Genomic DNA, 13929 nt, shown 5'->3' on the forward strand with positions numbered 1-13929 from the left:
GAGATGGGGAGTTCAGGAGGAGTGGAACGGCAGCCCGGCGTCGGCGACCAGCTCCAGGTCGTCGCTCTCCTCGGCGGGCAGCAGCGTCGGTGTGCCGTCGGTGACCGGGACGACGCCCAGTTCCAGCAGTTCGGCCATGGCGGCGCTGCCGGCCATGTCGCGGACCTGGAGCTGGTAGCGGGCGGTGGTGCGGTAGGTGCCGCCGTGGTCGTCGCCGGTGCGCTGCAGGAATCCGGAGTCGGTGAGGAAGGCGACGGCCTTGGCGACGATGCCGGTGGTCGAACCGGCCAGGCGGCGGGCGTCCTTGGTGGCGCCGGTCGCGCTGCGCCGCACCCAGATCCGCCAGGCGGCCTCCAGGCCGGGCGCGTCGGTCGCCGGGTCGGTGTTCTCGCCCTGCTCGTCGGCGCGCTCCTCCAGGCGGCGGCAGGCCTGGCGCACGAAGGCGTCGACGCCGTTGACCGAGACGCGGCCGATGTAGCCGTCGTCGGCGAGGTCCTCGGGGCGCGGGAACGCCATGGCGGCGACGGCGAGATGGGCGAGTCCGTGCAGGAACCGGTCGCCGCCGTCGGCGGACGTACGACGCGCGTAGTCGCCCATGCGGACGGCGAACACCGAGTCCTCGGCGGCGGTCACGGCCATGCCCGCGCGGGGGGACACCTCCAGCACGATCAGGCCGAGCCCGGTCGCCACCGCGTCGGCGAGCCGCGCGAAGGGCGGGTCCTCGCGGTAGCGCCGCAGCAGGTCCGCGTACTCCTGGTCGCGGGCGGGCTGCAGCTTGGGCTGCAGGCCGAACGACACGAGCCGGGCCGCGTCGGCGGCGTCGGCGGGAGTGACGGCGGCACCGGCCGCGGGCGGCGGTCCGTCCGGCTCGCTCCACTCGACATGCTCGCTCACGGTCGGGACTCCTTGTGCCACTCGTGCTGACTCATGCTGCTTCCGTCCGGTCCGCGGCCATCCCCGCCGCGTCCAGCAGTGCGGTGCCGACGATCAGGTCCGCGCCGCCGAATTCCGGGTCGTCGAGCTCTGTCCCGTCGTCCACGGCGAACAGCAACTTCTGCTCGCCCTGGCGATAGGCCGTGCCGACCGGCGGGCTGGCGGCGTGCACCGCCAGCAGGGCGACCAGGTACGGCAGCTCGGGGTCCTGCCCGCGGGCCTGCGCCAGCAGTCCCGACAACCGGCGCGGCGCGTCCGCCGGCAGGTCGAGCAGCTCCTGCGCCGCCGCCATCTGTTCCTCGCTGAACCGGCTGTCGTCCGGCGTGGCGATCAGGTCCGGCTCGGGCATCTCCGCGCCCAGGTGCTCCCGCTCCACCGGCGGCGTCAGCAGTATGTCGACCAGGTCCCCGACCCGGACGGACACCGGCGTGCGCAGCCCGGTGCCGCGGCCGAAGAAGGCGTCGGTGACCCGGACGGCCTGCTCCAGCGGCAGCGGGAGCACGGGTGAGACGAGATGTCCGTAGAGGTCTATGCCCGACGTCGTCATCGGTGTGGCGAAGGCCTGCCGGTCCTGCTCGGCGCGGAACAGCGGCCCGGCCTCCAGCAGGCGGGACTGCAATTGCGTGTGCCGGCGGATGCAGTCCTTGACGATGTCGACGAGCTCGGCGGCGCGGCGCTTCTGCTCCGGATCCTCGGACTCGTCCCGCGCCTTGCGGATGTTGGTGAGGATCGCGTTCTCATGGCGGTAGCGGTCGGCGACGTGCTCCAGCGCCTCGGCGATCATGTCGGGCACGGTCGAGAGCCAGTCCACCGCGCGCACGTTGCGCCGGGTGGCGTCCAGGGCGCGGCGCAGGGTCTCCGAGTACTGCACGGTCCGGTAGCGGGCCTGTTCGGCCGCGAGCTGGGCGTCGGCGAGCCGGCCACGGCTGATCAGCACCTCCAGCTTGACCTCGGCGGCGATCTGCGCGCTGGTGACGTCCGTGTCGAGGGCGCCGACGAGGACGTTGACCGCCTCGTCCGTCGTGCGGAGGTAGACCGTGCCGCCGGGGCCGGGGACCTCTTCGATCAGCTTGAAGTCGTAGTCCCGGCGCACGTAGGTGCCGTCCGCCCCGAACGTGCCGTACACGGCGCGGAAGCCGCGGTCGACGCTGCCGACGTTGATCAGGTTCTCCAGGACCCAGCGGGCCACCCGTTCGTGCTCGGCGGTGGGGCGCTGCGGGGCCTGGGCGGCGATGCGCGGGATGAGCCGGGCGACGATCTGGTCGTGGTCCGCGCCCGTGTCGAAGTCCATGTTGAGGGTGACCAGGTCGATCGCCGCGAGGGCGACCTCCGCCATGCCGTACACCGAGTACGCGCCGGCCAGGTTCGCCTTGCGCGCGTCCAGGTCGTGCAACGGCGCGGTGCAGGCGAGCGCGCGCAGGCGCCGCGCCAGGCCCTCGTCGGCGGCCGGCCCCGGGGCGGGGCGCGGCCCCGCGCTGAGCTGGGGCGGAACGCTGTCCGTCGATGCAGGCGAAGTCACGGTGCACAGACTAGGTCCTGGGTCTGACAACAACCCAAACGACGCGGTACGCCCCCCTGCGCCGTCGGCCTCAGCCGCCCTCGCCGACCCCCTGAGCCGCCGGCCCCCAGCCGTCCTCACCGACCTCCGGAGCCGCCCCCTCAGCCGCCCTCAGCCCCCCCCTCAGCCGTCCTCAGCCGTCCTCGCCGACCCGCCGCCGGTACACCTCGACCACGCGCTCCAGTGAGTCGTCGAGATACCCGGCGAGCAGCCCCTCGGCCTGCTCACGGTCTCCGCCCTGAAGAGCTTCAAGAATCGCGATATTTCGTGCGATGTACGGCTCGTGCAGCCGCTGCGGCTCGTCCACCACATGGAACGCCAGCCGCAGTTCGGCGAAGACGCTCCGCATCAGCTCGGCGGTGCGCTCGCTCGCGGCGAGAGCGACCAGCTCCCGGTGGAAGTGGATGTTCGCGGTACCCACCGCCTTCCAGTCACCCTCCCGGGCCGCGGTCCGCCCCTCCTCGACCGCTCCGGCGAGCCCGTCCAGGCCGTAGGGCGGCTCGCCGAGACCGCGGACCACGGCGCACTCGACGAGCCGCCGGGTGCGGTAGATGTCCTCGACGTCCTCCACGGTCAGGACCCGGACGAAGACGCCCCGGTTCAGCTCGTGGACGAGCAGCCGCTCGTGCGTGAGCAGCCGGAACGCCTCGCGCAGCGTGTTGCGGGAGACGCCGAGCGCGCCGCCGATGCTGTCCTCCGACAGGCGGGTGCCGGGCGGGAAGTAACCCTCGGCGATCCGGCTCCTGAGGATGTCCGAGACCCGCTCCGCGGTGCTGGTGCGCCCGAGGAGGGCCCGGTCGTCGGCGAGGTCCTTCAGCTGCTCTGCCATGCCGGAATTCAACCGCAGATCACAAGAACGAACCAACATGGGTATTGAGGGATCGTTGAACAATCCTCTACGGTGCTATGCACAGCGTCGCGGCGGCGGGGCCGCTTTCCCCACCGCGCTCCCCACCGCGGCGCCGACCGCCTCCGTACGGCACGGCTCACCCCGAAGCACCCTCCGTCCTCCCTCTGCGAGGTGCCCATGAGCACGACCCCTCCACCGCAGGCCCAGATCGACGACCCACGCCCCGCGACCACCGAACGCACCTCGGACGACGGGGCGTTCGGCTGGCTGCGCGCCCTCGGCCCACGCGGCCGCCGCGCCTTCACCGGCGCCTTCGGCGGCTATGCCCTGGACTCGTACGACTACTTCACGCTGCCGCTGAGCATGGTCGCACTGTCCGCCTACTTCGGCCTGAACAGCGGCCAGACCGGTCTCTTCACCACGGTCACGCTGGTGGTCTCCGCGGTCGGCGGCGCCCTCGCGGGCGTCCTCGCGGACCGCGTCGGCCGGGTGAAGGCGCTGATGCTCACGGTGATCACGTACGCGGTGTTCACCGTCGCCTGTGGTTTCGCGCCCAACTACGAGACGCTGCTGGTCTTCCGCGCGCTCCAGGGGCTCGGTTTCGGCGGCGAGTGGGCGGTCGGCGCGATCCTGGTCGCCGAGTACGCGAGCGCCAAGCACCGGGGGCGCACGCTCGGCGCGATCCAGAGCTCCTGGGCCGTGGGCTGGGGCCTCGCCGTGATCGTCTACACCCTGGTCTTCTCGGTGGCCGGCGACGACCTGGCCTGGCGCATCATGTTCTGGACCGGGGCGCTGCCCGCGCTGCTCGTCATCTGGCTGCGACGCAGCGTGCACGACGCCCCCGAGGCGGCCGCGGCTCGTGAACAGAGCGCGGAGAAGGGCTCGTTCACGGCGATCTTCAGGCCCGGCCTGCTGCGGATCACCCTCTTCGCGGGACTGCTGTCCACCGGCGTCCAGGGCGGCTACTACACCCTGGCCACCTGGGTGCCGACGTATCTGAAGTCCGAACGCGACCTGTCGGTCGTCGGCACCGGCGGCTATCTGACGCTCCTCATATCGGGCGCCTTCATCGGCTATCTGACCGGCGGCTACCTCACCGACAAGCTGGGCCGGCGGCGCAACATCTGGCTCTTCGCCCTGCTCTCCGCGCTCTGCATCCTGGCGTACGCGAACATCCCGAGCGGCGCCAACACCCTGCTCCTGGTGCTCGGTTTCCCGCTCGGCTTCTGTATGTCGGCGATCTTCAGCGGCTTCGGGTCCTACCTGAGCGAGCTGTACCCGACGGCGGTGCGCGGGACGGGGCAGGGCTTCACGTACAACACCGGGCGCGCGGTGGGTGCCGTGTTCCCCACGATGGTCGGGTTCCTGGCCGACAGCTGGGGCGTCGGCGGCGCGCTGGTCTTCGGCGCGATCGGCTACGGCATCGCGGCCCTGGCCCTGCTCGGGCTGCCGGAGACGCGCGGGAAGGAACTCGCGTGAACCGCACGGGCACCGGTACCGAGGACCGTCCGGTGGTCCTCGTCGACGAGGACGCGCGCGCGTGGAGCCCCGGAACGGCCCGCTCCCGCTTCCGGGAGGGCCTGACGGGCCCCACGGCCGGGGTCGCGGCGGGCCACACCCAGGTCAACCTGATCTCGGTGCCCGCCGACTGGGCCTACGACATGCTGCTGTTCTGCCAGCGCAACCCCAAGCCCTGCCCGGTCCTCGACGTCACGGACGCCGGCTCCTGGACGACCGTGCTGGCCGAGGGCGCGGACCTGCGCACCGACCTGCCGCGCTACCGGGTCTGGCGGGACGGCGAGCTGGTGGACGAGCCGACGGACGTGCGGGCCCACTGGCGGGACGACCTGGTGTCGTTCCTCATCGGGTGCAGCTTCACCTTCGAGTGGGCGCTGGGCGAGGCGGGTGTTCCGATCCGCCACGTCGAGCAGGGCCGCAACGTCCCGATGTACGTGACCAGTCGGCAGTGCCGTCCGGCGGGGCGGCTGCACGGGCCCCTCGTGGTGTCCATGCGGCCGGTGCCGCCCCGGCAGCTGGCGGCGGCGATCCGGGAGAGCAGCCTCATGCCGGCGGTGCACGGCAGCCCCGTGCACTGCGGCCATCCCTCGGGCCTCGGCATCGACGACCTCGGCCGCCCCGACTTCGGGGACCCGGTGGATGCCGAGCCGGACGACATCCCGGTGTTCTGGGCGTGCGGAGTGACCCCGCAGGCGGCCGTGATGGCCTCGCGTCCGCCGTTCGCCCTCACGCACGCCCCGGGGCAGATGTTCCTCACCGACGCCCGCGACGAGCAGTACCGCGTGGCCTGACTGGAGACACGGCACATGACCTCGATCGACCTGAACGCCGACCTCGGCGAGGGCTTCGGCCGCTGGCGGCTCACCGACGACGAACAGCTGCTGTCCGTCGTCACCAGCGCCAACGTGGCCTGCGGCTTCCACGCCGGGGACGCGGTCACGATGCGCCGGGTGTGCGACCTGGCGGCCGAGCGCGGCGTCCGGATCGGCGCCCAGGTGTCCTACCGGGACCTGGCCGGGTTCGGGCGGCGCGCGATGGACGTGCCGTCCACCGAGCTGGCGGCCGAAGTGGCCTACCAGATCGGCGCGTTGGAGGTCTTCGCGCGTGCGGCGGGCGCTCGCGTGGCCTACGTCAAACCGCACGGCGCGCTCTACAACCGGGTCGTGCACGACGAGGAGCAGGCCGCCGCGGTCGTCGACGGCGTGCTCCTCGCGGACGCCGCGCTGCCCGTCCTCGGACTGCCCGGCTCCCGCCTGCTGGAGCTGGCCGGGAAGGCCGGACTACCGGTCGTCACCGAGGCGTTCGCGGACCGGGCGTACACCGACGCGGGCACCCTGGTGCCGCGCACCCTGGAGGGCGCCGTGGTCACCGACCCCGACGCCGTCGTGGAGCGCTCCGTGAGCCTCGCCCGGTCCGGTGAGGTCGTCTCCCACACGGGGACGCGCATCGAGGTACGCGCGCGGTCGCTGTGCCTGCACGGCGACACCCCGGGCGCCGTGGACCTGGCGCGGCGGGTCCGCGAGCGCCTGGCGGCCTGCGGGGTCCGGGTGGAGGCCTTCGCATGAAGGTGCTGCCCGTGGGCGAGGACGCCCTGCTCGTCGAGGTCTCCTCGGACGACGAGGCCCAGTCCCTGCACGCGGAGTTGCTGCGGCGCCGCGCGCAGGGCTCCCTTGCGGCCCGCGAGATCGTGCCCGCGGCCCGCACGGTCCTCCTCGACGGCCTCGACACCCCGGCCCGGCTGGCCGCCGAACTGACCGCCGCCGACCTGCCGCCCGCTCCCCCACGCGCGCGTGACGTGGTGGAGATCCCGGTGCGGTACGACGGCCCGGACCTGGCCGACGTCGCCGCCCACTGGGGCGTGCCGCAGAAGGAGGTCGCCCGTATCCACGGCGACACCGAATTCCGGGTCGCCTTCTGCGGCTTCGCACCCGGCTTCGGCTACCTCACCGGCCTGCCACCGCGCTACGACGTCCCGCGCCGGGCCACTCCGCGCACGGCAGTCCCGGCGGGGTCGGTCGCCCTGGCGGGCCCGTACACGGGCGTGTACCCGCGCTCGTCGCCGGGCGGCTGGCAGCTGATCGGCACGACGGACGCCGTGCTGTGGGACCACGCGCGCGTGCCGGCCGCGCTGCTGTCGCCGGGCACGCGCGTGCGGTTCGTCCCCGAGGCGAGGTCATGACGGACCGCGCCCTCGCCGTCGTCCGGGCCGGGGCCCTCACCACCGTGCAGGACGCGGGCCGCCCCGGACACGCCCACCTCGGCGTACCCCGCTCCGGCGCGCTGGACCGGCCCGCCGCGGGCCTCGTCAACCGGCTCGTCGGCAATCCGGCCGCGGCGGCCGTGCTGGAGACGACCCTCGACGGCTGTGCCGTACGCCCCCGTTCGGCCGTCACGGTGGCGGTGGCGGGCGCGCCCTGCCGGGTCACCGTGGACGGACGTCCCGTCGCCTGGAGCGCGCCGGTGCGCGTGCCCGCGGGAGCGCTGCTGGACGTCGGCCCCGCCGTGTCGGGCGTGCGCGCCTATCTGGGGGTCTCCGGAGGCATCGCGGTCGAGGCGGTGCTCGGCAGCCGGTCGACGGACCTGCTGTCGGGGCTCGGCCCGGCCCCTCTGGCGGTCGGCACGGTGCTGCCCCTGGGCCGGCCGTCGGGCGTGCACGCGCGTGTGGACGTCGCCCCGCAGCCGGCGCCACCGGCGGAGCTGGTGCTGCGGGTGACCCTCGGCCCGCGCGACGGCTGGTTCACGCCGGAGGCCGTGGACACCTTCTGCACGCGTGCCTACCGGGTGTCCTCCGCGAGCAACCGCATCGGGCTGCGCACGGAGGGACCGGCTCTGGAGCGGGCCCGGCCGGGCGAACTCGCCAGCGAGGGCATGGTGCTGGGTGCCGTGCAGGTCCCGCCGGACGGCAGGCCGGTGGTGTTCCTCGCCGACCATCCGACCACCGGGGGGTATCCGGTGATCGCCGTGGTCCGCGCCGCCGACCTCCCGGCCGCGGCCCAGGCGGTCCCGGGCACACCGGTCCGCTTCGTCGCCGTACGCCGCCGCTAGGCCCCGCGTCAACAACCCTGCGAGTCAATACACCTGGGCCGCGTCCGCCTGCTCCGTCACCGACAGGGCGCCGAGCGCGGCGGACACCGCGGCCGAGGCCCTCAGGTCGAGCCGGGCGCTCGTGCCCCGGGCGCGATGCCGGAGTTCGTCGGCGGCCAGGGTCAGGAGCTGGGGCAGCAGGTCGGTGCAGCGGCGCGCCACCCAGCCGGTGCCGGCCGTGGCCAGCCACCACAGGCTCGCCGAGGTCGTCGGGACGGGGAACTCGGGCTCGGGCGAGGGCGCGGGCCCCGTGGCGAGGCCGCGCTCGGCGAGCAGCGTGTGGAAACGCAGGGCGAGTTGCCGGTGTCCGCGTTCTGCGGGGTGCAGCCGGTCCGCGCTCCACATGGCACGGTCGGAGGTCCACTCGCCCTCGCAGGCGTGCAGGTGCAGCGCCTCGTACCGCTCGGACAGGGCGTGCACCACGGTGTTCACGGCCCGTTGCCGCCGGGCGAGTGGGTGGGCGAGGGCGCCCGGCAGGCCGAGCATCGTGCCCGGGTCGGGCAGGCACGCGGTGAGCAGGACCGCACCCCGCTCGGTGCAGGCCGCGTACACCTGGTCGAGCCGGGCGGCCACGGCCCGGATGTCGAAGGTGCAGCGCAGGGTGTCGTTGACGCCGACGACGACGGACACGAGGTCGGGCCGCAGCTCCAGCGCGGCGGGCAGCTGCCGCTCCAGCACGTCCCGGGTCTGTGAGCCGCTCACCGCGAGGTTGGTGAACCCGACCGGCTCCTCGGCGAGCCCGTCCGCGAGCAGTGCGGCCCAGCCACGCCACACCCCGTCACCGACGGGGTCCCCCACGCCCTCGGTGAGCGAGTCACCGAGAGCCACGAACCGCAGCGGCCCCTCGAACCGCTGGGGTCCCTCGAACCGCTGGGGTCCCTCGAACCGCGAGGGTCCCTCGAACCGCGAGGGTCCCTCGACCCACGGAGGCCCCTCGAACCGCGGGGATCCCTGGACCCACGGAGGCCCCTCGAACCACGGAAGCCCCTCGCCCCACGGAGGCCCCTCGCCCCACGGAGGCCCCTCGCCCCACGGAGGCCCCTCGAACCGCGGGGATCCCTCGACCCACGGAGGCCCCTCGACCCACGGGGGTCTCATGCCACGCCCCCGGGCACGAACGGCCGGGCCGGACGCACCGGGACAGCCGCGTCGTGCGCGGCGAGAAACGCGTCGACCGCCGCGTCCCAGCCGAAGCACTCCGCACGCGCGCGTGCCCCCTCGCGTCGGTCCGCCTCCAGGCGTTCCAGCAGCTGGTCCACGGCGTCCGCGAAGGCCTCCCCGTGGTCCGCGGCGACGGCCCCGGCGGAGCCGATCACCTCCGACAGCGCGGACGACGCGCTCGCCACCACGGGCGTGCCGCAGGCCATGGCCTCCAGAGCGGCGAGCCCGAAGGTCTCGGCGGGCCCCGGCGCCAGGGCCATGTCGGCGGACGCCTGGAGCGCGCCGAGCAGTCCGCGGTCGGAGACGTGCCCGAGGAAGGTGACCGGCAGGCCGCTCTCGCGCGCCCGGTGTTCGAGCCGGGAGCGCAGCGGACCGTCCCCGGCCACGACCAGCACGGCCCGCCGCCCGCGCCGCCGCAGCGCCTCCAGGGTGTCCAGCGCCGTTCCGGGCCGCTTCTCCACGGACAGCCGCGAGCACATCACGAGCAGCGTCTCGTCCTCGCGCGCGTGCCGGGCCCGGATGTCCGGGTCGCGCAGCGCCGGGTGCCGCTGCACCAGGTCGACGCCGAGCGGCGCCCGGACGATGTTGCGGGCCCCGATCCGCACGAACTCCCGCTCGGCGAACTCGGTGGTGCACACCACGCGCGAGTAGGTGTGGGCCGTACGGACGTTGAGGGCGTCGGCGGCGCGCCGGGCGGCTCCCTCGGGCACGCCCCAGGTGCGCAGCACCCCGTCGGCCGTCTCGTGGGAGACCATCACGGACGGGACCCGGGCGCGCCTCGCCCACCTGCCGGTCCACCTCAGGGTCGTGCGGTCGGACACCTCCAGCCGGTCCGGCGCGAGCTCCTCCAGGAGCCGGGCCACCCGACGCTTGTCGGCGAGGACGCGGTAACCGCCGGTGCCGGGCAGCAGCGGCCCGGGGAGGGTGATCACCCGCCCCTGCTCGGTCTCGCGGTCGCTCATGCGCTCGCCGGGGATCACGAGGACAGGATCGTGCCCCGCGGCCTTGAAGCCCTTGCCGAGTTCGCGCAGCGCGGTGCGCAGTCCGCCGGACGAGGGGGCGACGAAGTTGGCGAGCCGGACGATCCGCAGCGCTTGGCGGCGGCTGCCGGGACGGGAGTCGCTCATGCCGCCACCGCCGTCCGCCGCCCGGCGAGCACCTTCGTGTAGTGCTCGATCAGCCGGTCGCCGACGGCCGCCCAGGTGCGGCCCTCGACGGTGGCGCGCCCGGCGGCGCCGAAGGCGGCCCGCAGCCCTGGATCGGCGGCCAGGGACCGCACCGCGTCCCGGACCGCGGTCGCGTCGCGCGGCGGCACGAGCAGCCCGGTGTGCCCGTGGGCGACCAGGTCCAGCGGTCCGCCCGCGGCGGGCGCCACCACCGGCAGGCCGCTGGCCATGGCCTCCTGGACCGTCTGGCAGAAGGTCTCGAAGGGCCCCGTGTGCGCGAAGACGTCGAACGAGGCGAAGACCCGGGCGAGGTCGTCACCGGTGCGCCGGCCGAGGAAGACGGCGCCGGGCAGGGCCTGTTCCAGGCCGGGCCGGCTGGGGCCGTCGCCGACGATCACGACCCGGACGCCCTCCAGGCCGCAGACGCCGGCGAGGAGTTCGACCTGCTTCTCGGGGGCGAGCCGGCCGACGTAGCCGACGATCAGCTCGCCGTTCGGGGCGAGTTCGCGGCGCAGGGCCTCGTCGCGCCGGTCGGGCCGGAAGCGCTCGGTGTCCACGCCGCGCGGCCACAGCTCGACCCGGGGCACTCCGTGGGTCGCCAGGTCGTGCAGAGCGGCGCTGGACGGGGCGAGGGTGAGGTCGGCGGCGCCGTGGACCGAGCGGATGCGCCGCCAGGCGGCGGCCTCTCCGGCGCCCATGTAGGTGCGGGCGTAGCCGGCCAGATCGGTCTGGTAGACGGCGACGGCGGGGGTGCCGAGGCGGGCGGCGGCGGCCATGCCGCGTACGCCGAGGACGAAGGGGCTCGCGAGGTGGACCACATCGGCACGGTGCTCGACGAGGGTGGCGGCCAGGCGGCGGCTGGGGAGGGCGACGCGGACCTGGGGGTAGCCGGGCAGCGGGAGGGAGGGGACGTGGACGACGGGGCACGGCGCGAAGGCGTCGGGCTTGTGCCCGGGCGCCGGGGCCGGGGCGACGACGACGGGGGCGTGACCGCGCTCGACGAGGTGCCGGGCGGTCTGGAGCGCGCAGTGGGCCACGCCGTTCACGTCGGGGGGAAAGGATTCGGTCACGATGACGACACGCATACCGGTGTTGTCGCCGTGCCGGACGTGGTCGCGTCAACGTGGATCTGTCCGGACGAGGAACGTCCTATGAGCGTTGTGAGGTGCACCCGCGCAGGTCAGGGGGTGGCCATGCCCTCCTGACCCGCGGGTCACCCCACGTTCACCCTGGAGGCGCGAATCCGCCCCCGCGTCCCCTCGGGGCGGGGGGGTCACACAGCGGTCCCCCCGGGACCGATCCGGCTGCGTACGGCCGTCTGCACCTCGGCCTCCTCGGCCGGGTCGGCGGCGAGCCGGCGCAGGCGCTCGACGACGCGGGCGTCTCCCGTCTCGGCGTGCCGGGCGGCGATCTCCCGGGTGGTCTCCTCGCAGTCCCACAGGCACTCGACGGCGAAGCCGGTGGCGAAGGACGGGTCGGTGGCGGCGAGGGCCCGGGCGGCCCGGCCGCGCAGATGGGAGGAGGCGGTCTCGCGGTAGACGTGGCGCAGCACGGGAGCGGCGCAGGCGATGCCGAGCCGTCCGGTGCCGTCCACGAGCGTCCACAGGGTCGGCGCGTCGGGGCCTTCGCCCCGTACGGCCTCCCGTACCGCCGCGAGGACCAGGTCGCGGTCCTGGACTCCGCCGCGGCAGGCGAGGACGCGGCCGGCGGCGGCGCCGAGGGCGTCGGGCCGCCGGGCCCAGCGGCGCGCCCGGTCCACCGCGGTCAGCGAGCGCATCCGCTCGAAGGCGTCGACGGCGGCGTCCACGACGAGCGTCGAGCCGGTGGCCACGGCGCCCTCGATCAGATCGAGGGCCTCGGGATCGTTGCCGTCGGCGAGGTACCTGAGGGCCGTGCACCGGGCTCCGTCAGTGCCGTCCTGCGCCGCCCGGACGATCTCGGCCCGGTCCTCGGGACCCGCCACGGCGGTCAGGCAGCGGGCGGCCGGCACATGGAGGGCGGCACCCCGCTCGATGCCCTGCTGGGCCCATTCGAAGACGGCTTGCACGCTCCACCCGGGGCGGGGGCCGGACGGTCGCATCTGCCGCTGCCAGCGGTCGAAACAGCCCGTCTCGTGGGCGGCACGCACGCGTGCGGCGACGGATTCGCGCGGATCCTCGGCCCACAGCCGCCAGGGCCGGGGCTCGAAGGCGTCCCGGACGGTGGCGGCCAGCTCGGCTTCGCCCTCCGGATCGGCCGGGAAGCGGGCGAGGACGGGCGCGGCGAGGGCGCGCAGTCCGGCGTCGTCGTCCCTCAGGGCCAGTTCGTCGAGGGCCCAGGCCCAGTTGGAGCCGTGGGCGGCGTACCTGCGCAGCAGTTCGAGCGCGTCCCGCCTGCCGTAGGAGGCGAGGTGCCCGAGGACGGCCAGGGCGAGCCCGGTGCGTGACTCGTCGCCGTCGAGGACGTCCTCGGCGCAGAAGAGGTGGGCCTCGACCTCGTCCAGCTCGCCGCCCAGGTCGAGGAAGAGGCGGGCGTAGTAGAGGGAGCGGTTCTCCACCTGCCAGTCGTGGCGGGGATCGCGCAGCACGCAGTGGTTCAGCGCCGCCAGCGCCTCGGGGCGCGGGGCGGTGAGCGCGTGCAACGTGCCGTCGCCGCGGCCCCGCTGAAGCAGGCCGAGCAGCGTACCGCTGGGCGCTATGACCGGATCGAACATGGGAAACAGCCTCACATCAAGCGTCGACGCAACCGGGGACGTGTACTACCTGGCCGCGCGACAACACGTCGGAGTGCCCGCCGTTTCCTGCTTGCTGTAGACCATCTTCCTCTGCCTCTCGTCGGTGGCCCTTGCGGACCGCGTCACGGCCCGCGCGGTGCGGCAACACCTGCCCAACCATCACGTCCGTGAACCACGTCGTCATGATGACTCGGCACTCTCGTCTGCCGCGACCGAAATTTCGGCGGCCCCGTACCGCCTCCCCCGTTTTCTGTGTCTTTGCTGGTCAGCCTGTCGGTTCAGTGCTCGCCGAACAGTTCGAGCAATTCCGTCCGGCCGAACATCCGGGCGGTGTCGACCGCCGAGGGTGTGCCGGCGGACGGGTCGGCGCCGCCCTCCAGAAGGGCCTTGATCACGTCCGATTCGCCCTTGAAGACCGCTCCGGCGAGCGGGGTCTGGCCCCGGTCGTTGATCCGGTCGGCCTCGGCACCCCGCTCCAGCAGCGCGCGCACCGCGTCGGAGTGGCCGTGGTAGGCGGCGAGCATCACGAGCGAGTCGCCCCGGTCGTTGGTGAGGTTGGCCGGAACACCCGCGTCGACGTACGCCACGAGCGCCTCCGTCTGTCCCCGCCGGGCCAGATCGAAGATCTTGGTCGCCAGCTCCACGACCTCGGGGTCGGGGACTTCGGTCATCGGACGGACCGCCTCTCCACTACGCATCGCCTCGGGTGCGTACGCCTGCGAGGGCGCAGCCGTACGAGTGAATCGCCAGGGTACTGGCTCGCGCGGCACATGACCCGATGTGCCCGAGGTAAAGATCAGCACAGACCCGGACAAGCGCAACAGCCCGGCTCCACCGGACCCGGGACCACTCCGCCGCACGGGGGAAATCGTCCGAATTTCACCCAGTTGCACCTTTTATCGTATGGATACATCCTGTGAGCCTGGAAGTACTCATGGTGACTGTC

At 74.0% G+C, this 13929-nt stretch carries 13 protein-coding genes; 5 read left to right on the forward strand and 8 right to left on the reverse strand.

Features of this window, described 5'->3' with window-relative positions; genetic code table 11:
- Nucleotides 1-12: 12 nt before the first annotated feature.
- The 3 genes from QOL88_RS06210 to QOL88_RS06220 form a co-directional block, all read right to left on the reverse strand.
- On the reverse strand, nucleotides 13-894 hold the full coding sequence (locus tag QOL88_RS06210) for a hypothetical protein (protein ID WP_097215469.1): 882 nt from the start codon (nucleotides 892-894) through the stop codon (nucleotides 13-15).
- Between the two features lie 31 nt (nucleotides 895-925).
- Entirely contained in the window at nucleotides 926-2452 is a 1527-nt protein-coding gene (locus QOL88_RS06215) for a hypothetical protein (RefSeq protein ID WP_097215470.1), read from the reverse strand.
- Between the two features lie 172 nt (nucleotides 2453-2624).
- On the reverse strand, nucleotides 2625-3320 hold the full coding sequence (locus QOL88_RS06220; protein ID WP_097215471.1) for a GntR family transcriptional regulator: 696 nt from the start codon (nucleotides 3318-3320) through the stop codon (nucleotides 2625-2627).
- A gap of 198 nt (nucleotides 3321-3518) precedes the next feature.
- Here QOL88_RS06220 and QOL88_RS06225 point away from each other — a divergent pair, with 198 nt between their 5' ends.
- Genes QOL88_RS06225 through QOL88_RS06245 form a run of 5 tightly spaced genes read left to right on the forward strand, consistent with a single transcriptional unit; the run spans nucleotide 3519 to nucleotide 7904 of the window.
- The gene (locus QOL88_RS06225; RefSeq protein WP_097215472.1) at nucleotides 3519-4820 is read left to right on the forward strand and encodes an MFS transporter; all 1302 of its coding nucleotides are present in this window, start codon (nucleotides 3519-3521) and stop codon (nucleotides 4818-4820) included.
- Nucleotides 4817-5650: a putative hydro-lyase gene (locus tag QOL88_RS06230; protein WP_097215473.1), complete on the forward strand. Its 834-nt coding sequence runs from the start codon at nucleotides 4817-4819 to the stop codon at nucleotides 5648-5650. The genes QOL88_RS06225 and QOL88_RS06230 overlap by 4 nt, the downstream gene beginning before the upstream one ends.
- Before the next feature lie 15 nt (nucleotides 5651-5665).
- Complete coding sequence (locus tag QOL88_RS06235; RefSeq protein WP_097215474.1) at nucleotides 5666-6424, forward strand: LamB/YcsF family protein; 759 nt, start codon at nucleotides 5666-5668, stop codon at nucleotides 6422-6424.
- Nucleotides 6421-7038, forward strand: a complete 618-nt coding sequence (locus QOL88_RS06240; protein ID WP_097215475.1) for a 5-oxoprolinase subunit B family protein — start codon at nucleotides 6421-6423, stop codon at nucleotides 7036-7038. The genes QOL88_RS06235 and QOL88_RS06240 overlap by 4 nt, the downstream gene beginning before the upstream one ends.
- Nucleotides 7035-7904, forward strand: a complete 870-nt coding sequence (locus tag QOL88_RS06245; protein WP_097215476.1) for a 5-oxoprolinase subunit C family protein — start codon at nucleotides 7035-7037, stop codon at nucleotides 7902-7904. The genes QOL88_RS06240 and QOL88_RS06245 overlap by 4 nt, the downstream gene beginning before the upstream one ends.
- Before the next feature lie 24 nt (nucleotides 7905-7928).
- On the opposite strand, the gene QOL88_RS06250 is transcribed toward QOL88_RS06245, so the two are convergent.
- The 5 genes from QOL88_RS06250 to QOL88_RS06270 form a co-directional block, all read right to left on the reverse strand.
- Nucleotides 7929-8771: an SGNH/GDSL hydrolase family protein gene (locus QOL88_RS06250; protein WP_179878783.1), complete on the reverse strand. Its 843-nt coding sequence runs from the start codon at nucleotides 8769-8771 to the stop codon at nucleotides 7929-7931.
- 266 nt (nucleotides 8772-9037) lie between these two features.
- A complete protein-coding gene (locus tag QOL88_RS06255; RefSeq protein WP_097215477.1) occupies nucleotides 9038-10231 on the reverse strand; it encodes a glycosyltransferase in 1194 nt (397 codons plus the stop codon).
- Nucleotides 10228-11355, reverse strand: a complete 1128-nt coding sequence (locus QOL88_RS06260; RefSeq protein WP_097215478.1) for a glycosyltransferase family 4 protein — start codon at nucleotides 11353-11355, stop codon at nucleotides 10228-10230. Before QOL88_RS06260 ends, QOL88_RS06255 begins: the two co-directional genes overlap by 4 nt.
- A gap of 188 nt (nucleotides 11356-11543) precedes the next feature.
- On the reverse strand, nucleotides 11544-12962 hold the full coding sequence (locus QOL88_RS06265) for a HEAT repeat domain-containing protein (RefSeq protein WP_283445878.1): 1419 nt from the start codon (nucleotides 12960-12962) through the stop codon (nucleotides 11544-11546).
- 299 nt (nucleotides 12963-13261) lie between these two features.
- On the reverse strand, nucleotides 13262-13654 hold the full coding sequence (locus QOL88_RS06270) for an ankyrin repeat domain-containing protein (protein ID WP_062925708.1): 393 nt from the start codon (nucleotides 13652-13654) through the stop codon (nucleotides 13262-13264).
- Between the last annotated feature and the right edge of the window lie 275 nt (nucleotides 13655-13929).

This window comes from Streptomyces sp. Ag82_O1-12, assembly GCF_900182715.1.
Taxonomy (GTDB): Bacteria; Actinomycetota; Actinomycetes; order Streptomycetales; family Streptomycetaceae; genus Streptomyces; species Streptomyces massasporeus.

What these genes read in the sequence shown, in the direction of transcription:
- QOL88_RS06245 (WP_097215476.1), top strand. Translation starts at nt 7,035, where the DNA reads ATGACGGACCGCGCCCTCGCCGTCGTCCGGGCCGGGGCCCTCACCACC.
- QOL88_RS06240 (WP_097215475.1), top strand. Translation starts at nt 6,421, where the DNA reads ATGAAGGTGCTGCCCGTGGGCGAGGACGCCCTGCTCGTCGAGGTCTCC.
- QOL88_RS06270 (WP_062925708.1), bottom strand. Translation starts at nt 13,654, where the DNA reads ATGACCGAAGTCCCCGACCCCGAGGTCGTGGAGCTGGCGACCAAGATC.
- QOL88_RS06265 (WP_283445878.1), bottom strand. Translation starts at nt 12,962, where the DNA reads ATGTTCGATCCGGTCATAGCGCCCAGCGGTACGCTGCTCGGCCTGCTT.
- QOL88_RS06225 (WP_097215472.1), top strand. Translation starts at nt 3,519, where the DNA reads ATGAGCACGACCCCTCCACCGCAGGCCCAGATCGACGACCCACGCCCC.
- QOL88_RS06220 (WP_097215471.1), bottom strand. Translation starts at nt 3,320, where the DNA reads ATGGCAGAGCAGCTGAAGGACCTCGCCGACGACCGGGCCCTCCTCGGG.
- QOL88_RS06260 (WP_097215478.1), bottom strand. Translation starts at nt 11,355, where the DNA reads ATGCGTGTCGTCATCGTGACCGAATCCTTTCCCCCCGACGTGAACGGC.
- QOL88_RS06235 (WP_097215474.1), top strand. Translation starts at nt 5,666, where the DNA reads ATGACCTCGATCGACCTGAACGCCGACCTCGGCGAGGGCTTCGGCCGC.
- QOL88_RS06255 (WP_097215477.1), bottom strand. Translation starts at nt 10,231, where the DNA reads ATGAGCGACTCCCGTCCCGGCAGCCGCCGCCAAGCGCTGCGGATCGTC.